This window comes from Georgenia satyanarayanai (assembly GCF_900116375.1).
In the GTDB taxonomy this organism is placed as follows: domain Bacteria; phylum Actinomycetota; class Actinomycetes; order Actinomycetales; family Actinomycetaceae; genus Oceanitalea; species Oceanitalea nanhaiensis.
Genome location: NZ_UETB01000001.1, coordinates 887,510 through 908,626 on the forward strand (window position 1 = coordinate 887,510; position 21,117 = coordinate 908,626).

Annotated in this window: 23 protein-coding genes; 7 read left to right on the forward strand and 16 right to left on the reverse strand. The window is 73.6% G+C overall.

Features of this window, described 5'->3' with window-relative positions; translation table 11 throughout:
• Positions 1-6: 6 nt before the first annotated feature.
• The 5 genes from DSZ44_RS04025 to DSZ44_RS04045 are packed head-to-tail and all read right to left on the reverse strand — an operon-like array spanning position 7 to position 4,662.
• A complete protein-coding gene (locus DSZ44_RS04025; RefSeq protein WP_110851240.1) occupies positions 7-642 on the reverse strand; it encodes a Trp biosynthesis-associated membrane protein in 636 nt (211 codons plus the stop codon).
• Positions 639-2,195, reverse strand: coding sequence for an anthranilate synthase component I (locus tag DSZ44_RS04030; protein ID WP_110851241.1), 1,557 nt, complete (start codon positions 2,193-2,195; stop codon positions 639-641). The genes DSZ44_RS04025 and DSZ44_RS04030 overlap by 4 nt, the downstream gene beginning before the upstream one ends.
• Positions 2,192-2,560: a phosphoribosyl-AMP cyclohydrolase gene (gene hisI / locus DSZ44_RS04035; RefSeq protein WP_220035078.1), complete on the reverse strand. Its 369-nt coding sequence runs from the start codon at positions 2,558-2,560 to the stop codon at positions 2,192-2,194. Before hisI ends, DSZ44_RS04030 begins: the two co-directional genes overlap by 4 nt.
• A 42-nt stretch (positions 2,561-2,602) precedes the next feature.
• Positions 2,603-3,157 (reverse strand): leucine-rich repeat domain-containing protein, encoded by a 555-nt coding sequence (locus DSZ44_RS04040; protein WP_110851243.1) that lies wholly within the window; start codon positions 3,155-3,157, stop codon positions 2,603-2,605.
• A complete protein-coding gene (locus DSZ44_RS04045) occupies positions 3,154-4,662 on the reverse strand; it encodes a hypothetical protein (protein ID WP_146237470.1) in 1,509 nt (502 codons plus the stop codon). Before DSZ44_RS04045 ends, DSZ44_RS04040 begins: the two co-directional genes overlap by 4 nt.
• 213 nt (positions 4,663-4,875) lie before the next feature.
• Here DSZ44_RS04045 and DSZ44_RS04050 point away from each other — a divergent pair, with 213 nt between their 5' ends.
• Positions 4,876-5,361 carry an OsmC family protein gene (locus DSZ44_RS04050; RefSeq protein WP_110851245.1) on the forward strand — a complete coding sequence of 162 codons (486 nt, stop codon included), beginning with the start codon at positions 4,876-4,878 and terminating at the stop codon, positions 5,359-5,361.
• A 46-nt stretch (positions 5,362-5,407) separates the two neighbouring features.
• Here the strand turns inward: DSZ44_RS04050 and DSZ44_RS04055 are convergent, their stop codons facing one another.
• From DSZ44_RS04055 to DSZ44_RS04070, 4 genes are all read right to left on the reverse strand, one after another.
• The gene (locus tag DSZ44_RS04055) at positions 5,408-7,213 is read right to left on the reverse strand and encodes an ABC transporter ATP-binding protein (protein WP_110851246.1); all 1,806 of its coding nucleotides are present in this window, start codon (positions 7,211-7,213) and stop codon (positions 5,408-5,410) included.
• The gene (locus DSZ44_RS04060; protein WP_309146700.1) at positions 7,210-9,099 is read right to left on the reverse strand and encodes an ABC transporter ATP-binding protein; all 1,890 of its coding nucleotides are present in this window, start codon (positions 9,097-9,099) and stop codon (positions 7,210-7,212) included. The genes DSZ44_RS04055 and DSZ44_RS04060 overlap by 4 nt, the downstream gene beginning before the upstream one ends.
• 99 nt (positions 9,100-9,198) lie before the next feature.
• Positions 9,199-9,441 (reverse strand): SHOCT domain-containing protein, encoded by a 243-nt coding sequence (locus DSZ44_RS04065; protein ID WP_110851247.1) that lies wholly within the window; start codon positions 9,439-9,441, stop codon positions 9,199-9,201.
• A 43-nt stretch (positions 9,442-9,484) separates the two neighbouring features.
• Positions 9,485-10,030 (reverse strand): nucleoside/nucleotide kinase family protein, encoded by a 546-nt coding sequence (locus tag DSZ44_RS04070; RefSeq protein ID WP_110851248.1) that lies wholly within the window; start codon positions 10,028-10,030, stop codon positions 9,485-9,487.
• 70 nt (positions 10,031-10,100) lie between these two features.
• Here DSZ44_RS04070 and hisF point away from each other — a divergent pair, with 70 nt between their 5' ends.
• From hisF to DSZ44_RS04095, 5 genes are all read left to right on the forward strand, one after another.
• Positions 10,101-10,871, forward strand: a complete 771-nt coding sequence (gene hisF / locus DSZ44_RS04075) for an imidazole glycerol phosphate synthase subunit HisF (RefSeq protein ID WP_110851249.1) — start codon at positions 10,101-10,103, stop codon at positions 10,869-10,871.
• Positions 10,872-10,938: 67 nt separating this feature from the next.
• The gene (locus DSZ44_RS04080; protein ID WP_181424524.1) at positions 10,939-11,580 is read left to right on the forward strand and encodes a TIGR03085 family metal-binding protein; all 642 of its coding nucleotides are present in this window, start codon (positions 10,939-10,941) and stop codon (positions 11,578-11,580) included.
• A 146-nt stretch (positions 11,581-11,726) separates the two neighbouring features.
• On the forward strand, positions 11,727-12,398 hold the full coding sequence (locus DSZ44_RS04085; RefSeq protein ID WP_110851251.1) for a DNA alkylation repair protein: 672 nt from the start codon (positions 11,727-11,729) through the stop codon (positions 12,396-12,398).
• Between the two features lie 2 nt (positions 12,399-12,400).
• Entirely contained in the window at positions 12,401-13,054 is a 654-nt protein-coding gene (locus DSZ44_RS04090) for a hypothetical protein (RefSeq protein ID WP_110851252.1), read from the forward strand.
• A gap of 21 nt (positions 13,055-13,075) precedes the next feature.
• On the forward strand, positions 13,076-13,291 hold the full coding sequence (locus DSZ44_RS04095) for a hypothetical protein (protein WP_110851253.1): 216 nt from the start codon (positions 13,076-13,078) through the stop codon (positions 13,289-13,291).
• A 39-nt stretch (positions 13,292-13,330) separates the two neighbouring features.
• Here the strand turns inward: DSZ44_RS04095 and DSZ44_RS04100 are convergent, their stop codons facing one another.
• Both DSZ44_RS04100 and DSZ44_RS04105 read right to left on the reverse strand, forming a co-directional pair.
• The gene (locus DSZ44_RS04100) at positions 13,331-15,445 is read right to left on the reverse strand and encodes a glycyl radical enzyme family protein (protein WP_110851254.1); all 2,115 of its coding nucleotides are present in this window, start codon (positions 15,443-15,445) and stop codon (positions 13,331-13,333) included.
• A gap of 20 nt (positions 15,446-15,465) precedes the next feature.
• Positions 15,466-16,026 carry a DUF6580 family putative transport protein gene (locus DSZ44_RS04105; RefSeq protein WP_146237471.1) on the reverse strand — a complete coding sequence of 187 codons (561 nt, stop codon included), beginning with the start codon at positions 16,024-16,026 and terminating at the stop codon, positions 15,466-15,468.
• A 182-nt stretch (positions 16,027-16,208) separates the two neighbouring features.
• Between DSZ44_RS04105 and DSZ44_RS04110 the strand changes: the two genes are divergently transcribed.
• A complete protein-coding gene (locus tag DSZ44_RS04110) occupies positions 16,209-16,907 on the forward strand; it encodes a hypothetical protein (protein WP_110851256.1) in 699 nt (232 codons plus the stop codon).
• 3 nt (positions 16,908-16,910) lie between these two features.
• On the opposite strand, the gene DSZ44_RS04115 is transcribed toward DSZ44_RS04110, so the two are convergent.
• The 5 genes from DSZ44_RS04115 to DSZ44_RS04135 form a co-directional block, all read right to left on the reverse strand.
• Positions 16,911-17,726, reverse strand: a complete 816-nt coding sequence (locus tag DSZ44_RS04115; RefSeq protein WP_146237472.1) for a TIGR02569 family protein — start codon at positions 17,724-17,726, stop codon at positions 16,911-16,913.
• Between the two features lie 145 nt (positions 17,727-17,871).
• Positions 17,872-18,732 carry an FKBP-type peptidyl-prolyl cis-trans isomerase gene (locus tag DSZ44_RS04120; RefSeq protein WP_146237473.1) on the reverse strand — a complete coding sequence of 287 codons (861 nt, stop codon included), beginning with the start codon at positions 18,730-18,732 and terminating at the stop codon, positions 17,872-17,874.
• Between the two features lie 10 nt (positions 18,733-18,742).
• On the reverse strand, positions 18,743-20,125 hold the full coding sequence (gene pafA / locus DSZ44_RS04125) for a Pup--protein ligase (protein ID WP_110851259.1): 1,383 nt from the start codon (positions 20,123-20,125) through the stop codon (positions 18,743-18,745).
• Positions 20,122-20,313 carry a ubiquitin-like protein Pup gene (locus DSZ44_RS04130; protein ID WP_110851260.1) on the reverse strand — a complete coding sequence of 64 codons (192 nt, stop codon included), beginning with the start codon at positions 20,311-20,313 and terminating at the stop codon, positions 20,122-20,124. Before DSZ44_RS04130 ends, pafA begins: the two co-directional genes overlap by 4 nt.
• Positions 20,314-20,718: 405 nt before the next feature.
• A partial coding sequence (locus tag DSZ44_RS04135; RefSeq protein ID WP_181424525.1) for a transposase occupies positions 20,719-21,117 on the reverse strand: 399 nt, incomplete at its 5' end.

Consider the following 21,117-nt stretch of genomic DNA (forward strand, 5'->3'; position numbering starts at 1 on the left):
GCCAGCCTATCGGTGCTCGGGCTCGGTGGGGTCCTCGCCCCGCCCGAGCGCGTCCCAGTCGTCCATGGCGCGCACCCGCTCGTCGCGGGTCTCGGCGCCCGCGGCGGGACCCGGACGCGCCCCCGCGCCGGGCGCCCGCTCGAACCGGCGCGTGCCCGCCGTCGTCGTCCTCGCGGCCCGCAGGACGAGGACGGCGGCGGCCGCGACGAGCACACCGGCCACGACCGTGACGTACGGCCAGACGGTGGTCGAGGGCTCGGCTGAGATCTCGCGCACACCGCTGACGGTGGCGGCGGCGGCGAGCACCGGGGGCCGCGGGTCGAGGAGGAAGCCGACCGCCGAGGCGGCGAGCAGCGCCCCCAGGGCGACGAGGGCGACGGCGCACAGCCGGCTCACCCACCGGCCGCCCAGGGCCACGGCCAGCGCCGTCGCGAGGACGGCCAGGCCGGTGGCGGTGGTGGCCGGGGCGGCGTCGCCACCGGTGACGGTGACGGTCTGCTCGGCCAGCACCGTGGGCACGAGCGCGCTCGCCCAGGGCAGCAGCGACAGGCCGAAGGTGACGGCGCCCAGGACGAGGACGACGACGACGGCGCGTCCCCGGGTCACCGGACGCGGCCGCGTCGTGCCCTCCGCCGTCGTCATCCCTGCTCCGCGGCGGGGCGCAGGGCCGCGGCGACCTGGACGGCCCGCAGCGCGGCGGCGGCCTTGTTGCGGGACTCCTCGTACTCGAGCTCGGGCACGGAGTCCGCGACGATCCCCGCCCCGGCCTGGACGCTCGCGACGCCGTCGCGGATGTAGGCGGTGCGGATCGCGATGGCCATGTCGGCGTCACCGGCGAAGTCGAGGTAGCCGATCGTGCCGCCGTAGATGCCGCGGCGCGCGGGCTCGAGGTCGTCGATCAGCTCGATGGCGCGCGGCTTGGGGGCGCCGGAGAGCGTCCCGGCGGGGAAGGTCGCGACGAGGCTGTCCAGGGCCGTGGACGTCTCGCGCAGCCGGCCGGTCACCGTGGAGGAGATGTGCATGATGTGGCTGAAGCGCTTGACCTCCATGAGCTCGACGACCTCCACCGTGGTGGGCTCGCAGACCTTGACGAGGTCGTTGCGGGCGAGGTCGACGAGCATGATGTGCTCCGAGCGCTCCTTCGGGTCGGCGAGGAGCTCCTCCCCCAGGGCGTGGTCCTCCTCCGCGCCCGCGCCGCGCGGCCGCGAGCCGGCGATGGGGAAGGTGACGACGGTGCCGTCGGTGACCTTGACGAGCGTCTCGGGGCTCGAGCCGACGACGGCGAAGCTCGCCGAGCGGCCCTCGGCCGGCTCGTCGGGCAGCTCGAGGTAGTACATGTACGGGCTGGGGTTGATGGTGCGCAGCGCCCGGTACACCTCGAGCGGGTCCGCCGGGGAGTCGACGTCCACGCGCTGGGACAGGACGAGCTGGAACACCTCCCCGTCCCGGATGGCCTGCTTGGCCGCCTGGACGCCGCGCTCGAACTCCTCGCGGGTGGAGCGGTAGCGCAGCTCGGCGGCCACCGGCGCCGCGGGGGCCGTGACCGCGGCGTGGCTGGTGACGGGCTCGAGCAGCGCGGCCTGCATGGCGTCGAGCCGGGCGACGGCGTCGGCGTGGGCCTGGTCGACGCGCTCGTCGGTGTCGTCGAAGTTGATGGCGTTGGCGATGAGCCACACCGAGCCGTCGGCGTGGTCGACGGCGGCGAGGTCGGTGGCCAGGCACAGCGCGACCTCCGGGGCGTCGAGCTCGGTGGGCGCGTTGGCGCGCAGCCGCGGCTCCCACTGGCGCAGCACGTCCCAGCCGAGCGAGCCGACGAGCCCGCCGGTGAGCGGCGGCAGGCCGGGCAGGGCCGGGGTGTGCAGGACGCGCAGCGTCTCGCGCAGGACGTCGAGGACGGGGCCCTCGGTGGGCACGCCCACCGGGACCTCACCGAGCCAGGTCGCGCGCCCGCCGCGGGACAGCAGGGTGGCGTGGGAGCGGACACCGACGAAGGACCACCGGGTCCAGGCGCCGTGCTCCGCGGACTCGAGGACGAAGGTGCCGGGCCGGCCGGCGGCGAGCTGGCGGTACAGGCCCACGGGCGTGACGTCGTCGGCGAGGAGGCGGCGCACCACCGGGATGACGCGGCGGTCGGTGGCGAGCTCGCGGAAGGTCGGCAGGTCCGGCCAGGTCGTGCCCCACTCGGGGGCGCTCACGCCGGCCCGCTCTCGCCGACGACGGCGCCGAGGTCGCCGCCGGCCGCGAAGCACGTGCGGGTGCCGGTGTGGCACGCGGGGCCGACCTGCTCCACGCGCACGAGCAGGGCGTCGCCGTCGCAGTCGAGCGCGACCGAGCGCACGTGCTGGACGTTCCCGGACGTGTCCCCCTTGCGCCAGTACTCCTGGCGCGAGCGCGACCAGTAGGTGGCGCGGCCGGTGGCGAGGGTGCGGGCGAGGGCCTCGTCGTCCATCCAGCCGACCATGAGGACCTGGTCGGTGGAGTCGTCCTGGACGACGGCGCAGACGAGACCGGTGCTGTCGCGCTTGAGCCGGGCGGCGATCGTGGGGTCGAGGCTGGACACCCGTCGATCTTGCCAGATCGGGTGCCGTCGGCCGCCCCGGTGTCAAGTGGTGACGGTGACGTCCAGCACGGCGCGGGTCAGTGCGGCCACCTCCGACGGCGGCACCGCGCTGCCCTCGACGTCGACGCGGCGCAGTGCGGGCAGGCCGTGCAGCGGCCGGAGGCTGCTCACCCGGGTGTGCGCGACGTCGAGGGCCTCGAGCTGCTCGAGGGACGACAGCGGCGAGAGGTCGGCGACGCGCGTGGCGCGCAGCCGCAGCTCGCGCAGCTCGCGGAGCCCGGCGAGCGGCCCGAGGTCGCTGACGGGGGCGTGCGCGAGGTCGAGGACGCGCAGCGCCCGCAGCTCGCGCAGCGGTTCGGTGCTCTCGAGGGGGTAGTGCTGGAGCACGAGGACCTCGAGCGCCCCGAGCTGGGCGAGGGGCGCGATGTCGACGGGCATGCCCCCCGGGGACACGTGGGGGTTGGTGTGCGTGAGCTCGAGCGTGCGCAGGTGCACGAGCCCGGTGAGCGGCGCGAGGTCGGGCCACTCGACGTTGACGAGAGCGACGGACTCGGTGTCGGGCCCGAGCTCCTCGCCTCCGAAGTGCACGGTGCTCATGGCGCCGCCGGCAGCGAGCGGTAGTGGGCGACGAGCCAGTCGACGAGGTCCCGGTCGCGCGTCGCGTTGCCGAGCAGCTGGCCGTAGCCGCTGATGCCCGCCTCGATGAGTACGTGCGTGGCGAAGACGTCCTCGTCACCCGGGTGGAGGAAGGGACCCATCGGTCGCTGGGGCGTCTCGCGCCCGGCGATCTGCTTGATGAGCTGCATGGCCCTGGCGATGCTCTCGGTCAGCGTGACGTCGACGGCGCTGATCTCGGGCACGGGACCCGTCTGCTGGTGGACGGTGAGGTCCATGAGCCTCGAGACGGTCATGATGAGTGCCCTCTCCGTCGTGAAGGGTGTGCGGTCCCCGCCGAGGGCTGCCCGCCGCACCCCACGCAGCCACATGTGGACGTCCACCGCAGCGTCCCACGCCTTGCGCAGGTGCTCGCTCGCCCGGCGGCGGATGGTGTCCTCCCACGTGAGTGCCGCACCGCCCTTGGCCACGCCGGGGGTGAAGGTCAGCCCCGCGTAGGAGCTCGTCGCGAGCTCCCGTCGGGGCAGCTCCTCGAAGTGGGCGGCGTTGCCGACCTTGGTCGTCTCGTCGAGCGCCTCGAACCCGGGGGAACCGTAGTAGCCGTGGTCGTCGACGCTCGGGTCCGCCAGGTGGGCCGCCTCGTGGATGAGGGTGCTCTTGGTGCCCTTCGGGTCGACGACCTTGACCACGCCGACGAGCAGGTGCATGTGTCGCGCGCCGTGGCTGGCCCACCCGCCGAGGAAGACCTCGGGGTCGTCGAGGTTGTAGTCGGTGGAGACGTGCTTGGCCATGTCGGCGGCGACCTCGCCCAGGGAGGTCCGTGCCTTGGCGTAGATCGTCTTCGCCGCACCGGCCTTCGCGCCGAAGACCTCCTTGAGGCCGGTGGCGTTGCCCTCGGCCTTGCTGACGAGGGCCTGGGCGTCGCTGATCGCGGCGGTCAGCTTGGCGGTGTCCACGGCCTTGACGGTGGTGTCGGCATCGAGCACGGACTGGTAGATGACGGACCGGTCGGCGACGTCGAGCGCCTTGGTGAACTCGGCCTCGACGATGGTCCCGGGCGCCGGGAAGATGCGCTTGACGATGTCCGCCACGGGGTCGGTCGACTTCAGCCGCTTCTCGCGCGCCATACGACCGAGGAGCTGCGTGACGGCCTTCTCGATCGTGCCCGCCGCCACCTTGGTGCCCGGGCTCGTGTAGGCCGCCTTGAGGTCGCTGAACGTCGGCACCCGGAAGCGGACGTCGGACCGTCCCCGCGCCGCCACGACCGGCAGATCCACGCCGGGGGACGGTGGGACGGTGACGGTGCCCTGCGCCGGGGGCCTGCCGAGCAGGTCGGTCACCGCCCGGTTGCCGGCAGCGCGCTGGAGGCCGAGCACCCGGTGCGCCCCACCCGGTCCGGGACCGGGTACGGCGTGGCCACGGGGCCGCGGTGCCGCCAGCGTCCCCTCGTCGGCCGTGCGAGGCGTCGCGCGTGCGTGGTGCGCCACGCCGCCCATCCTCGGCCCCGGTGAACCGGCCTGTCGAGAGCCGATCGGGCAGGTCTCTAGCAGAGGGCCGCACCACGGGGAAGCCGGCCCCGGCCCCGTCTCGCCGTGCGGGCCACCTCCCGGTCGCGGGTCCCGCCGGACGGGCACCGGCGGTGACGACCGGCGGGCCTTCCTAGCGTTCGAGAACGACGTCCGCCGACACCTGGAGAACCGATGACCGCCACCGCCGAAGCACGCACCACCGACCCGACGCCCCGCCTGGCGTCCTTCACCGCGACCGGGCGCTCGACCGGCCGGCTGTCCACCGCCGTCGAGGCCCGCCATTTCGGCTTCGTCGTCGCCGAGCCGCCCTCGCTCGGCGGCACCGACGAGGGCGCCAACCCCATCGAGTACGTCCTGGGCGCCCTCAACGGGTGCGTGACCGTCGTCGTCGAGACGGTCGCCGCGGAGCTGGGGATCGCCGTCGAGGGTGTCGCGACGGACGCGACGGGCACGCTCGACATCCGCGGCTTCGCCGGCACCGCCGACGTCTCCCCGCACTTCCAGACCCTCACCCTGACCGTCACGCTCACCACCCCCGTCCCCGAGGCGGAGCTGGACGAGCTCAAGGCCCAGGTGCTGCGCCGCTGCCCCCTGTTCAACCTCGTCCGCGACGCCGGCGTCCCGATCGAGGAGACCTGGGTCGTCCACCGGCCCTGACCAGCCGCCCCCACCGTCGCAGCTGTCTTTGCGGGGCGGGTGCGGGTCAGCGGGTCTGGCGGACCCAGCTGGCGTGCATGCGGGCGTAGACGCCGCCACGGGCGACGAGCTCGCGGTGGTGGCCGACCTCGACGACGTGGCCCGCGTCCACGACGACGACGAGGTCGGCCGCCTCCGCCGTCGAGAGCCGGTGCGCGATCGCCACGGACGTGCGTCCGGCCTGCAGGCGCGCGAGGGCACGGCTGATGCGACCCTCGGTCGCGGGGTCGACGGCGGAGGTCGCCTCGTCCAGGACGAGCAGGTCCGCGTCGGCGAGGTAGGCGCGGGCGATCGCGACGAGCTGGCGCTCCCCCGCCGACAGCGACTCCCCGCGCTGCCCGACGGGCGTGTCGAGGCCGTCGGTGAGGGTGGCGAGCCAGTCGGTGAGGCCAAGCTCGGCGACGGCGGCCTCGACCTCCGCGCGCGTGTGCGGCAGCCGCCCGTAGGCGATGTTCTCGGCGATGGTGCCGTCGAAGAGGAAGCCCTCCTGCGGGACGAGCACCACCCGGCCGCGGAGCGTGGTGAGGGGCAGCTCGCGCAGGTCGGTGCCGTCGAGGAGGACCTCGCCGCTCGTGGGGTCCATGAGCCGGGTGAGCAGCTTGCCGAGCGTCGTCTTGCCCGAGCCGGTCTCCCCGACCATCGCCACCGAGGTGCCCGGGGGGACGGTGAGGTTGATGCCGTGGAGGACCTCCGGGCCGCCGGGGTAGGCGAAGCGGATGTCGCGGAACTCGACGGAGGCGGCCCGCCCGCCGTCGTCGTCGGCGACACGGGGGCTGTCGGCGGGAAGGGGGGTCGCTGCGGGGTCGGTGATCGACAGGGGGGTCTCGAGGACGGCGATGACCCGCCGCCAGCCGGCCACGGCGTTCTGCAGCTCGTTGAGCATCTCGGTCGCGTTCTGCACCGGCCCGGTGAACATCTGGACGAGGAAGAGGAACGCGAGGAGCTGCCCGAGCGTGAGGTGCCCGTCCAGCGCGAGCAAGGTCCCGGTCACCACCGTCGCCCCGAGGGCGAGCGCGGAGAACGCCATGCCCGTGGAGAACGCGAGGGCGGTGAAGGTCTGCGCCTTGATGGCACCGGCGCGGTGGTCCTGGACGGCGTCGTCGATGCGGCGCTGGGTCCGCTCGGAGGCGCCGTAGGCGCGGATCGTCTCCGCGCCGACGATCGACTCGGAGATCGCACCGAGCATGACGCCCACCTTGACGCGCACCGCCCCGTACGCACGGGAGATGACGCGCTGTGCACGCGGGGCCAGGAGGAACATCGGCGAGAAGCACAGCCACACGACGAGCGCGAGCAGCGGCGAGTACACGAGCATCGCGACCGTCGCCACGAGCAGCTGGCCGATGTTGAGGATGAGCTGGAGCCCGCCGAACTGGACGAAGCGGGACACCGTGTCGACGTCGCTGGTGACGCGCGAGACGAGCGAGCCGCGCCGCTCGGCGTTCTGCGTGAGGACCGAGAGGTCGTGGACGTGGCGGAAGGTGCGGGTGCGCAGCTGCGCCAGACCGCGCTCGCTCGCCCGGAAGAGCCGGATGTTGACGGCCGAGCTCGCCAGCCCGGCGACGAGGACGAACGCGAGGGCGAGCAGGGCGACACGCACGACGACGGGCACGTCCGGTCCGCCGTCGGCCATGATCGCGTTGTCGGTGACCTGCTGGATGACGACCGGCACGACGACGCGCCCGGCGGTCGCCACCACCGCCAGGGCGAGGGTCCGGCCGATGCCCTCGAGCATCGCCGGGGACAGCTGCAGCCCGCGGCGGACGGTCGCGACGACGCCCAGCTCGGAGGACGCGGAGATGGTCGAGCTCATCGGGCCTCCTCCTGCTCGGCGCTGCGGCGGGCGTAGCTCGAGGCGAGCTCGACGTAGCCGGGGTCGCGGGCCATGAGCTCCTCGTGGGTGCCGACGTCGAGGACGCGGCCGCGCTCGAGGTGGACGACCTCGTCGGCCAGCGCGATGGTCGCGGTGCGGTAGGCGACGAGCAGGACGCTGACCCCGCTGCCGGCGCCGAGGCCGGCGAGGATCTCCTGCTCGACGACGGGGTCGACGGCGCTGGTCGCGTCGTCCAGGACGAGCAGGCGCGGGCGGCGCACGAGGGCGCGCGCGATGGCGAGACGCTGGCGCTGGCCGCCGGAGAGGGTGGCACCACGCTCCCCCACGACCGTGTCGAGCCCGGCGGGCAGCGCCCGGACGAAGCCCTCCGCACGGGCGGTGCGCAGCGCGGCCCACACCTCCTCGTCGGGGACCGTCGCGCCGTCGTCGAGGGCGACGTTGCCGCGGATCGTGTCGTCGAAGACAAAGGTCGACTGGCTGACGAGGGCGACCTGCCGGGTGCGCTCGGCGTGGCTGAGCTCGCGCACGTCGACGCCGTCGAGCAGCACCCGCCCGGCCGTGGGGTCGACGAGGCGGGCGACGAGGGTGGTGAGCGTGGACTTGCCCGAGCCGGTGGGGCCGACGACGGCGACCGTCCGGCCCGCGGGCACGCGCAGGCTCACGTCGCGCAGGAGGGCGACGGTCCCGCTCCCGGGCCCGCCGTCCTGCTCCCCCATCTCGCTCGGGACCAGCCGTGCGGGCACCTCGAGGGTGACGTGCTCGACGTCGAGCGTGAGCCCGCCCCGCCCGTCCAGGGCGCCGCGGCCCTCGGGCATCGAGCCCTGGGCGTCGACGACGTAGGAGAGGCGGTCGTGGCCCACCGTCGAGCGGGGCAGCTCGGCGAGCACGAAGCCGATCGCCCTCACCGGGAAGGTCATGAGCGTGAGGAGGTAGGCGATCATCACGAGGTCACCGGTGTCCGCGGCGCCGCGGGAGACCTGCCCGGCACCGACCGCGACGACGGCGAGGGTGGCCACCGAGGGCAGGAACTCGATGATCGGGTCGAAGACCGCGCGGACCTTGCCCATCTCGATGTTCGCGTCCTGCAGCCGCTCGGTGACCGCCGAGAAGCGGCGCTCCTCGACGGCCTCGGTGCCGAGAGACTTGACGAGCAGGGAGGCCTCGAAGGACTCGTGGGCGACGTCGGAGACCTCCGCCCGCAGCCGCTGGGAGGCGGCCACGCGCGGGGACATCTGCCGCCGGAACACCGCGTTGACGATGACGACGACGGGCAGCACGCTCACACCGATGGCGCCCATGAGCGGGTCGGCGACGAGCATCGCGGCGCCGGCGACGACGAGCATGACGGCGACGCCGATGGCGAAGGGCAGCGGCATGAACACGCCGGAGGCGGCCTCGGCGTCGGCGTTCGCGTTGGACAGCAGCCGGCCGGCGGGGTGGCGCCGGTGCCAGGACATCGGCAGCCGCAGGTACTGGCGGGTGACGCGCAGCCGGTGCGCGGCCTGGATCTCGTAGACGGCGGCGCCGGCCCACACGCGCCGCCCGGCCACGGCGGCGGCGGTGACGAGACCGACGAGGAGCAGCCCGAGGCCGGCGAGCCAGATGTGGGAGGTGGGCACGTCGTCGCCGGTGAGGGCGGGGGTGATGACGCGGTCGGTCACCTGACCGAGGAGGAGGCCCGAGCCGACGGTGCCGAGGCCGTAGAGCACCGAGCTGGCGACGGCGAGGGCCGAGGTGCGCGGGGAGTCGCGCATGCCGCGGCCCATGAGGGTGAGGGAGCGGCGCAGCGTCCCCCCGGGCAGGCGGTAGGGCCGCGGTCCGGGGCCGGGCTCGAAGCGCCGCGTCCGGGTGGTGGTCTCCGGCACGGCGGTCTGCTCCTCAGGTCCGGCGACGGGTGCGGCCCGCGTCGGGGACCCGGGCCGCGGACAATCCTCGCACAGCGCGCCCGTGGGCACCCGCGCGGCTCAGAGCTGGTCGAGCAGCCGCTCGCGGCGCCGCTCGTACTCCTCGTCGCTGATCGCGCCGGACGCGTGGAGCGCGGCCAGCGCCTGCACCCGTGCCACCGTGTCCCCGGCCGTGCGCTGCCGCATCATCCGGACGGCAGCGGTGAGCACGAGAGTGAGCGCCACGAGGATCGCGACGGCGACGAGGGTCCACACGGCGTCGTAGGTCGCGGGGAGCAGCACGTTCTCACCGACGGTGGCCATACCCCCACGGTAGACCCGTGGGCTGCCGGCCACCTGCCGTTCACTACTCCGTCGAGGTCTCGAGGACGAGGTCGGCCGCCGCGCGCGCGTCCCGTTCGGCGAGCAGCGCGCTCTCCTGCGCGGCCCACGTCGACCACTGGTCCAGCCACGCGCCGTCGTCGCGGGCCATGGCGCGGTGGTGGCGCTCGTGCTCGGGGGCCTCGAGCCACACGAGCGCGTCGACGTAGGGCGCGCACGGCAGCGAGCCCGCGCCGCACCCCTCCAGGACGACGACGGCGCTGGGCCCCACCGGCACCGTGCCGCCCAGCTCCCCGCGAGCCCAGTCGTAGCGGCGGTAGGCGCCGGTGCGGCCGGCGCGCAGCTCGGCGAGCACGCCGCTGGCGATCTCCTCCACGCCCTCGCGCAGGCCGCCCCAGCCGCGGTAGGCGTCCTCGAGGGCGAGGACCTGCGCACCGGTCACGTGGCCGGCGACGGCGGCCGCGAGGTTCGTCTTGCCCGACCCGGACCGGCCGTCGATGCCCAGGACGAAGGGGCGGGCGGGCGTCGGGCTCGCCGGGAGCAGGGCGAGGACACGCTCGAGGGGGGTCACCCGGGAACGGTACCGGCCGCCGTCGGGCGCGGGCGGTTAGGCTCAGCCCAGCCGTGATTCTGGAGGAACGATGAGTGTGGCCGTGCGCGTGATCCCCTGCCTGGACGTCGACGCGGGACGCGTCGTCAAGGGCGTGAAGTTCGAGAACCTGCGAGACGCCGGTGACCCGGTCGAGCTGGCGCGCCGCTACGACGCCGAGGGCGCCGACGAGATCACCTTCCTCGACGTGTCCGCCTCCACGCAGGACCGTGCGACCACGCTCGACGTCGTCTCCCGCACCGCCGAGGAGATCTTCGTCCCGCTGACCGTGGGCGGCGGGGTGCGCGCGGTGGAGGACGTGGACCGCCTGCTGCGCGCCGGCGCCGACAAGGTGGGCGTCAACACCGCCGCCGTGGCGCGCCCCGAGCTGCTCAGCGAGGTCGCCGAGCGCTTCGGGCGCCAGGTCATCGTGCTGTCCGTGGACGCGCGCCGCTGCCGCGACGGCGCCACGACGCCCTCGGGCTACGAGGTCACCACCCACGGCGGTCGCCGCGGTACCGGCATCGACGCCGTCGCGTGGGCCGTCGAGGCCGCCGAGCGCGGCGCCGGGGAGATCCTCCTCAACTCCATCGACGCCGACGGCACCGAGGACGGCTACGACCTCGAGATGCTCACGGCCGTGCGCGCGGAGATGCGGGTGCCGCTCATCGCCTCCGGCGGTGCGGGCACGGCCGCGCACTTCACCGAGGCCGCGCAGGCGGGGGCCGACGCGGTTCTCGCCGCCTCCGTCTTCCACTTCGGCACGCTCACGGTCGGTGACGTCAAGGCCGAGATGCGCGCCGCGGGCGTGCCGGTGCGCTGACCGCGCCCTACGCCTAGCGTGGGGTCCGGCCCTCTGCGGCCACCCCTCGACAGGACGGAGTACCCACGTGTCACGTGCCAGGTGGAGCGAGGCGGAGCGCCAGGCGCTGGCCGCCACCTTCCGGGAGGTCGGGTCCGGTGCGCCGACCCTGTGCGAGGGCTGGCGCAGCGAGGACCTGCTCGCCCACCTCGTCCTGCGGGAGACCCGGCCCTGGGTCATAGCCCTCGACATGACGAAGAAGCCGGATCCCGGTGAGGAGCCGCGGCAGTCCGAGGTGGCCCGCGCGGCGAGCACACCGGGCGGGTACGCGGCGCTCGTCGACGAGCTGCTCGGCACCGACGGCCTGCGCCCCACCCGCTTCCTCGGGGACGCCGCCAACCTCGTCGAGTTCGTCGTCCACCACGAGGACCTGCGCCGCGCGGGCGACTCCCCCCGGCCGCCGCGCCGGCTGCCGGGCGACATGCGCGACGCCGTCTGGCGACAGCTCGCCGTCATGGGACGGGCGGCGGCGCGGAGGTCCCCGGTGGGCGTGGTCCTCGTCAGCACGGCCGGCCCGCGCGCCGTGGTGCGGCGCGGGGCCGACTCGGTGGCCGTCGTCGGCGACCCGGTGGACCTCGCGCTCTACCTCATGGGCCGCGGGGAGCGCGCCGAGGTCGAGGTCCAGGGCTCCCCCGACGCCGTCGCCCAGTTCACCGACGCGATGGCCTGAGCGCTTGCCCAATTCACGGGCGCGGGGTGTGGCCCCTTCACCGACCCGGACGGCAACGGACTCGTCTACCTCCAGGACGACGGCGACGACGTCGCCCCTGAGCCGAGCGACGACCTAGGCTGGCGTCACCCGAGCAGGAGGCGTAGATGACCGACGTGACCGTCGACGACGTGATGGCCGAGCTGGCCGCCCTGGAGGACCCTCAGGTCCGGGAGGCCAACGCGCGCCGCGGCGACGACCACGGCGTCAATCTCGGCCAGCTGCGCGCCGTCGCCAAGCGGCTCAAGACGCAGCCCGACCTCGCCCGGGCGCTGTGGCGGACCCAGGACACGGCCGCGCGGCTCCTCGCCGTCCTCGTCAGCCGTCCCAAGGCCTACGACCGGGACGAGCTCGACACGATGCTGCGCGAGGCGCGCAGCCCGAAGGTCCACGACTGGCTGGTGTCCTACGTCGTGCGCAGGAGCCCGCACGTCGAGGACCTCCGTCGTGCCTGGCTCGGTGACCCCGACCCCGTCGTGGCGAGCGCGGGCTGGGCCCTCACCAGAGACCGCGTCACCAAGAGGCCGGAGGGCCTGGACCTCGGTGGTCTCCTCGACGTCATCGAGGCGGAGATGAGGGACGCGCCCGACCGGCTGCAGTGGGCGATGAACCAGTGCCTCGCGCAGATCGGCATCGAGCACCCGGAGCACCGCTCCCGTGCCGTGGCGATCGGCGAGCGGCTGCGGGTGCTCGAGGACTACCCCACGCCCGCGAACTGCACCTCGCCCTACGCGCCCGTGTGGATCGCGGAGATGGTCCGCCGGCAGGGCACGGCCTAGGCGTGGACGAGGAGGGGCGCCCGAGCGGGCGGATGCTCAGCATCTCCCAGGACGCACGTCCGTTCGAGCTGTTCGTCCGTGACGCGCTGCGGCTGGAGGTCGACGAGCCGACGGCGCCACCGCCGCTCGACCCGGCAGCGCCCGACCACCGTGACCTCCTCACCGCTGCCGAGCGGGCGCGCGCGGCCGAGCAGTGGCAGGCGTGGTGGCGAGCAGCGCTGGCCCACGAGGCTCGGTACCACGGCGCCCGCGTGACCGGTGTCCCGCTCGCGTGGCACCGCGAGCAGGCGGCGGAACGGGAGGCGGCGCTGGGCTCGCCGCCCGACTTCGCGGCGCTGTCGGGCAGCCCGGAGCTGCAGCGCGCGTGCACCCTGCTCCACCCGGAGCTGCGCTCGTGGTCGAGACGGGAGCCCCCGCACGAGTCCCCCGTCACCGCCCTCCAGTCCCAGGACTGCGGCGATGTCGCGGCCGAGGTCGCCGGCCGGTGGGGTGCCGAGCTCAGGCACGTGCACGGCGTCGTCCTCGCCTACGGTGTCGCGGGTCCGTGGCGGCGGCTGGCGGCTCCCGGCGTGCTCGTGTCGTCGATCGTCGATCTGGAGACGGAACCGGAGGCCGTCGTCACCGAGGTGCTCGAGTCCTCGGTGCGCCCGGCCTGAGGGTCGTGGCAGGGTACGCGCATGGACGACGACGACCAGCCCACCTCGGACGACAACCGCCTGGCCATCGGGGTCGCGCTCGGGGTGCCCGTGGGTGTAGTCCTGTCCCTGCTCCTGGACAACTGGGCGTTCATCGGCGTGGGCATCGCCCTCGGTGCCGCCTTCGGGGCGGTCCCGGCGAACGGCTGGTCCACGGGTGAGGACGATCCGGCGGAGCCCGACGAGAGCCGGGACTGACCGGCCCGGCCGCCGGCGGACCGGCGGCCGGGCGACTGCTCAGGAGGCGAACCCGGCGTTGATCTTGATCTCGTCGAGCTCGCAGTCACCGGTGTCGCAGAAGGCCTCGCCGATCGCGTCGATCGTCTCCATGTCGCCGTCGTAGACCGCGTCGAGGAAGGCCGGGACCAGTGACCGGGTGGCCGCCTCGTACTCCTCCTCGGTGATCTGCGTGTAGGGCATCTGCGGGTAGACGAAGTCGCCCTGCGGCAGGAAGGACGCCGTCTTGAGTCGTCCGGAGAAGTCGCGCAGCACCTCACCGACCTGCTCGCCCTCCGTCTCCGGGTCGAAGGACAGCGTGACCGACACCGAGTTGTCCGACCAGTAGGCCTGGGCCAGGGCCGCGAGCTCCGCCTTCTCCCGCAGGGGCACGTCCTTGTCCGAGCGATGGGCCGCGGACCGGACGGGGAAGAAGATGACCGAGGTGCCCGCCGGGTCCTCGACCGCGGGCTCGACCCGGTAGCCGGCCGCCCGGAAGAGCGTGACGAGCGGGTCCTCGTTGCGGAAGCGGATCGCCCGGTTGAAGTACGTGCCACCCGGCGCCCAGTGCACACCGGGTGAGACACCGGCGACGATGCTCACCGTGCCGGACGGCTTGACCGTCGTCGTCCTGATCGACTCGCGCACGGCGAGCGTCTCGGAGAGCTCGGTGTCCCACGCCCGGACGAACCGGTAGCCCTCGTCCATCCACTCCCGCACGGTGTCCAGGCCGTGGTTGTCGGCGAAGTCCGCGATCCCGGACATCGAGGTGCCCACCCGCCGGTTGCGTTGCATGACGGCGTTGGTCGCCTCCCAGTGGGTCGGCAGCAGCGTCACCGCCTTGCCGTAGAGGAAGGCGACCTTGAGCGTGGCGAGGTAGTCCTCCTTGGACGCGGCCCGCGAGGGGAAGGTCTCCACGAGCGTGCAGCACTCGAAGGACTCCAGCGGCTGCTCGGCGCAAGGGTTGTACCCCGCGGCGCGCCAGTCGCGGTGGTCGGCCGGGTCGGACAGTCGCCCGAAGCTGCGGGTCGTGTCGATCCAGATGACGCCGGGCTCACCGTTGCGGGCGATGGCAGCGGTGACAGGAGCCAGGTCCGTCCCGGTCTCGACGACGACGGAGTTGTTCGACATCCACGCCCAACCCGGTTGCGCCGGGTCGTAGGAGTTGCGCTCGGGAAAGACCTCGGGGTTCTTGAGGTCGAGGAAGACCGGGTCGTCGACCTCGCCGAGGAGGATCTCGGCGGAGCGGCGGACGTTGCCGGCCCCGACGCACACGCCGATGAGGTTGCCGACGTCGGCGATGTCCCGGGTGGTCAGCACCTGCCCGCCGCGGCCGGCGAACACTCCGCGCAGGGAGGTGTGAAGGCGGTGGAGCGGTTCCGGCCCGGCAGCGGTGCCACCGAAGGTGCGGATCGGGGCCCCCTTGGGGCGGATCGCGGAGTAGTCGAGCGCCGGCAGCTCGTCACCGCGCAGGAAGGCGTTGATGACGAGGGCTGTCGAGTCCACCCAGCCCGCGCGGGTGTCCGGGATCGGGTGGACAGGAGCTCCCGCGTCGACCACGGGCGGGAGCGCCCGGCCCTCGCCGTCGAGCGCGAAGGGGGCCAGCGGCTCGTGGACGACGGCGTCGTGGATGGTGAAGCCCTTGCGGGCACCGGCGGTGTCGAAGCCGACGCCCACCCCGAGCATCGAGGCCTCCATGAGGAAGGTGAAGGGTGCCGAGGGCTGCTGCGCCGTCATGTCGTCGGTCGAGACGAAGGCGCAGTTCTGCAGCGGGGCGGAGTTGCCCAGCGCGTTCACCAGCGGCGTGCCCATGACCCACAGCCCGCGGCCGGGCGGGGTCCACCTGAGCTCGAAGAGCCGCTCGTAGGCGTCACGGGCCGTCTCCTGGGCGGCCGCCTCGTCCCACGGCAGCCGCTGGCCGCGCATGTGGTCCTTGAGGATCGAGAACATCCCCTCGACGACGCGTCGGCAGACCTCGTGCCAGCGCTCCTTGGTGCCGTCCTCGCGCTGTCGGGAGTAGGTGCGCAGGAAGGTGATCTCGCCGAGGGAGTTGCCGGCGGCGTCGGCGTACCCCCAGGGGACGGTGCGCTCGGCGTACGGGGCGACGACGGGGTCGGGGAGCTGGAAGGAGAGCATGGCGCGGCTTTCTGCAGAGGTCAGCGGGCGGGCTGGAGAGTGGGTGCGGGAGCGTCCTGGTGCGCGCGCAGGGCGTGGGCGGCGACGGCGGCCGCCGGGACGAGGACGACGTTGGCGAGCAGCGGGTAGAGGAAGAAGGGCAGGCCCATCGCGTAGGTCGACAGGAGGCCGGCCGCGGAGTCCGCGACCCACTCCCCCCGGCCGAGCATCCACGTCCCGACGTTCGTCACGAGGAAGAAGAGCGTGGAGGAGCCGGCGCCGACGCCGAGACCGACGAGCGCCGTCGAGCGGGCGGACCGGGTGCGGCGCAGGACCAGCGCGCCGGCGGCGACGGCCACCCAGGCGGCCCAGACGTACAGGAAGATCACCGAGTGCGAGCCGAGGAGGACGTCGCCGACGGCGACCGTCAGCAGCGGCACAGCGACCGCGAGCGTGCGGGGCAGGAGGATCGCGCAGACGACGGCGAGCACGGTGACGAGCTCGACGCCCGGCGCGAGGAAGGTGTTGAGGTTGAGGTCGCGCCACGCGACCGACGCGACGGCGAGCAGGGCGACGACGGCGTACGTGAGGATGGTGGACATGGCGTGCATGACCTTTCCGGACGGATGACAACGGTGTTGTTCGGGGACACCCAGACACTACCCCTGGGGGTAATCGTGAAAAATCACCACTAGATGTAGTGGTTCACGGGCGCGCCACGAGGGCCGGGACATCCGCGTCCATCCGTTCCCGTCCCGGCGTGTCGGGCCGCTAGGGTGTCACCATGGGGCGGCGCGAGGTGGGGCTGGCGGACGCGGTGTGGTCCGGCGTCGAGACGCTCGGCACCGCCCAGCAGCGCACGTGGGTGCTCGTCGTCCGGGTCGCCGCGGCCATCTCCATCGTCGTGGGATGGGTCGCTCTCTACCAGACACCCGCGCAGCGGACGGTCGACGACCTCTTCGCTGCGCTCGACGCCGGCGAGGTCACCCAGGTGACGGTCGAACGGCCCGAGCTCGCCGGGATCGGCAGCGGCAGCTACCAGGTTCGGTGGGAGGGCGAGGGCCGGCCGGGCCGCGCCTCCTACGACTACTCCACCGAGCCAGGCCTCCGCGTGGACGAGGGCGCGCAGATCGTCCGCGCCGCCGAGAGCTCGGGAGCCCGGGTGGAGGTCACGGCCGACCACCCCGTCGGCGGCACCACGTGGAGCCTTCATGGGATCGGGGCCCTCGTGGCACTCGTCCTCCTCGTCGGCGGGACGGCGCCGCGGCTCGCCTCGCGGTGGGCGTGGTTCTGGCTGCTGTGGTCCGTGCCGCCCGCCGCGCTGGTCTTCGTGCTCGTCGAGCCGGTCCCGCTGTGGAGGCGCGGTGCCCGACCGGCCACGCGCAGACTCACCGGCGGCTGGGCCTTCCTCCTCGCGCTCATGCTGGCGAACACGCTGCCGCAGCTGCCCCTCTACGGCGAGCTCTTCCCTGCGGCGCCGTAGGCCTCAGGGCAGGGCGATGCCCGCGACGTGGCGTGACACCGGCCCGAACCACTCGACCCACTGCGCGTCCTTCTCCGGTGCGAGGAGGTGGTCGGTCACCGACCGGAAGAGCAGCGCCCGCACGAGGAGCTGCGCGAAGTGCTCCGCCTCGACGGCGCGGACCCGCTCGACCAGGTCGAGGGGTGCGCCCCGGAAGACGACGGCGTCTGCCACGACCACCGCCGTCGCGTACGACGGCGGTCGCCAGTACGGCGTGAGGTCGAGGACGAGCGGCGCCAGCTCCGGGTGGAGGTGGATGTTGTCGGTGAGGTCGCCGTGGACGAGCTGGTCCGCCAGCTCTACCGGCCGCCGCGCCGCGAGGAGGGCACGCACGTGCGGGAGGCGGCCGCCGTCGTCGTCCACGTCCCGCTCACCCCATGCGACGCGGTCGGCCACCGCCCGCGCGTGGTCGCGGCGGCCGAGGAACGACGGCTTCGCCACGCGGGCCAGGTGGCGGTGGAGGAGGCGACCGGCGGCGATGACGTCCTCGTACTGCTCGACGCGCGGCGGTGCGCCCGGCTCGTGGCGCCAGGCCGTCCAGCCCCCGACGACGAGCCCGCCGTCCGTGGACCGCACGGCCGGCGCCACCCGGAGGTCGGCCGCGCCGTCGAGCTCCGTGAGCACGGCGTCCCGCCAGCGCAGCTCCTCCTCCGAGACGTCGAGCCGCTTGAGCACGATCTCACCGGACCGCCACACCCGCCGCCGGCCGCCGGCGAGTGGCTCGAGCGGCGCGGTCGCGCCGAAGGCAGCGAGCACGTCGGGTGGGGGTGGTCGTTCCACGTCGTCCTCCGGTGGGCTCCTCGACCTGCCACAGCCTGCCGCCCCACGGTCTGGACCGCACGGGCTCTCCGCGCGCCGCCACCAGCCTGCCGTCGACCCTCTCCCCACCGCTGCTCGGAAGTCCGCTCGACGCCGCTGGTGCCGGCTAGTTCGGCTCGACGTCCTCCTCGACGTCGGAGGCGGCGAGGATGTCGACGGCGAAGACGAGGGTCTGCGTCCCGTTGCCCAGCTCGGGCGGGACGACGACGAGCACCCGTGAGCCGACCGTCTGGTCGACCAGCCCGTCCCGCAGGCCGGTGAAGGTGTCGTTGACGAGGATCGTGCGCGGGACCTGGCCGTCGGCCCACGTCGAGTCGTAGATGTCACCGCCGGGCCAGGTGACGGCCTGGTACTGCACCGTGATGGCCTGCCCGGGCGCCACCTGGTGCCCGTCGCCACGGATGACGGTGTCGACCTCGAGCGACGCCGGAGGGTCGGTGTCGGGCAGGGCGACGCTGACGCCGTCGTCGTCCTGCGTGACGGTGGGCATCCCCTCCTGCGGCTCGAGCTCCTCCCCCTGCGCGACGGTGTGGAGGACGTCGATGACGAGGACGAGCATCCGCTCGCCGTCGTCGTCGCTCACCGGCTGGGTGACGAGCAGGCGGCTGCCCTCGGGGGTGCCGACGAGGAGGGGGTGGACGTCCTCGCCCACCTGCTCGGGGGTGAGGAGCAGGGTGCGGGCGGTGCCGGCGCCGCGGTCGGGCAGCGGCTCGCCGGTGTCGCCGTCGTAGGCGCTCAGCGCGAGGAGCACCGGGCCGCCGTCACGCAGCTGGCGCCCCTCCCCCTCGACGAGGACCTCGCTGTCCTCCTCGGTCAGCTCCAGCGGCGTCTCGAAGCTCACGACGGGTGGGCGGCCGAAGGCACCGGTCACCGCAATCGTCGGCGGCTCCTCGACCGGCGCCTCGGGCTCGTCGGAGCAGCCGGTGAGGACGAGGACGGCCAGCAGGCCGGCCACGAGCGCGCGCACGCGGACCACCTCAGGTCCCCATCGCGGCGATGAGCGCGGCGACCCGCTCGTCGCTGCTCGCGAACGGGTCCTTGCACAGGACGGTGTGCTGGGTGGCGTCGTTGAGCTTGAGGTGCACCCAGTCGACCGTGTGGTCGCGGCGGCGCTCCTGCGCGGCGGCGACGAAGTCCCCGCGGAGCTTGGCGCGGGTGGTCTGCGGCGGGGTGGTCCGTGCCGTGGCGATCTCCTCGTCCGTGGCGACGCGGGCCATGAGCCCGCGGGCGCAGAGCTTGTCGGCCAGCCCGTCGGTGGGCGAGATGTCGTGGTAGGCGAGGAGGAGGCGCTGGACCCGCATGTCGGTGAGCCCGGCACCGCTGCCGGCGCGGTACCGCTCGACGAGGCGCTCCTTGATCGCCCAGTCGAGCTCGGTGTCGACGAGCGAGTGGTCGCCGGTGCGCAGTGCCCGCAGCCCGCGCTCCCACAGCTCGAGCGCCTGCTGCTCGACGGGTCGCAGCGTCATGCCCGCGGTGTGCGCGAGGACCCGTTCGAGGTACTCCTCCTGCATCTCCAGGGCGCTGCGCCGGCGGCCGGAGGCGAGCTCGAGGGGCGTCGTGGCGGTGAGGTCACGGGAGACGTCACGGATGGAGCGCATCGGGTCGACGAGGAGGAGGTCGTCGAGCCGTTCACCGGACTCGAGGAGGTCGAGGAGGAGCGCGGTCATGCCGAGCTTGAGGAGCGTCGTCGTCTCGGCCACCGAGGAGTCGCCGGAGATGACGTGGAGGCGCCGGTAGAGGTCGGGGTCCCCGTGCGGCTCGTCGCGGGAGTTGATGATCGGCCGGGAGCGGGTGGTCGCCGAGCTCATCGCGTCCCACAGGTGCTCCGAGCGCTGGGAGAAGCAGTACGTCGCGCCGCCCGCGGTCTCACGCACCGCACCGGCGCCGGTGAGGATCTGCCGGGTGACGAAGAAGGGCACGAGCTGGTCGACGGTCCGCTGGAAGTCGCGGCGGCGGCGCACGAGGTAGTTCTCGTGGCAGCCGAAGGCGTTGCCCGCGGAGTCGACGTTGTTCTTCAGCAGGTGGACGCGCCCGCCGATGCCCTCCTCGGCCAGCCGCGCGGTCGCGTCCTCGGCGAGGTCGTTGAGGATCGCCTCACCGGCACGGTCCTGGACGACGACGTCGCGCACGTCGTCGCACTCCGCCGTCGCGTACTCGGGGTGCGAGCCGACGTCGAGGTAGAGACGGCCGCCGTTGCGGAGGAAGACGTTGGACGAGCGGCCCCACTCGACGACCTTGCGGAAGAGGTAGCGGGCGGCCTCGTCGGCACCGATCGGGGGGCCACTGTCCGGACGACGGGCGCCGTCGACGGTGATCCCGTACTCGGTCTCGATGCCGATGATGCGGGGAGCGAGGCTCACTGCCCGCCCTTCTGCACGAAGCCGCGCACGAAGGACTCGGCGTTCGTCTCGAGGACGGAGTCGATCTCCCCGAGGAGGTCGTCCAGCTCGGCGGCCTGGGTCTGCGCGCTCGCGGCTGCGGGCAGCGGCGGCGGCGTCGGCTCCTCCGGCTCGCGCTCGCTCCGGCGCTGCTGCTCCTGACGGGCCATGGTGGCTGCCTCCTTCTCGACTACCTGTCGATCCTAGTTGGCATCGGCTGCGGTGCGAGCAGCCGGGTCCTTCCTGGTCACTGCGGCGCGAGCCGGTGTCGCAGTCAAGGAGGTCGCGGACGACTCCTCACCGACCGATGGCCACCCGGAGCGGTGCCTGTCCCGGTCGCATCACCGGACGGGTCCGACGGGGGCGTCGCGCTCGGACGCGGGCGTCGAAGCAGGCAGCGACGCGGTGATCGGAAGGCCATCGCTCTGCGGTCCGCGGCTGGCCTCCATGTCGAGGAGGACTACGAGCTCTGCCAAGGGAAGAGCATTGTGACCATGGGAAAGTGCCGCTGGTAACGTCTGGGTCAGGTCAAGTCCCGGGTAGTGGTGTAGCGCTCGGTTCTCCTTCTTGATAGTTCAGGCGGTGAGGGCGGGTAGGTGTTCGGCTCCGATCTCGGGGTCGGTGGTGGGCACGATGTTCATGCGGCAGCGTGCCAGGACCTCCAGTCCGAGGTAGCGGCGGCCTTCGGCCCATTCGTCGGTCTGCTCGGCCAGGACCGCGCCGACGAGCCGGACGATGGCATCGCGGTTGGGGAAGATCCCGACGGCGTCGGTGCGGCGCCGGATCTCGCGGTTGAGCCGTTCAGCGGGGTTGTTGGACCAGATCTGGTTCCACACGTCCTTGGGGAAGCTGGTGAACGCCAAGATGTCCTCTCGAGCTGCGCCGAGGTGCTCGGCGACCGCGGGGAGTTTCTCGGTGACGTAGTCCAGCAGCCGGTCGAACTGGGCGTGGACGGCTGGGGCGTCGGGTTGGTC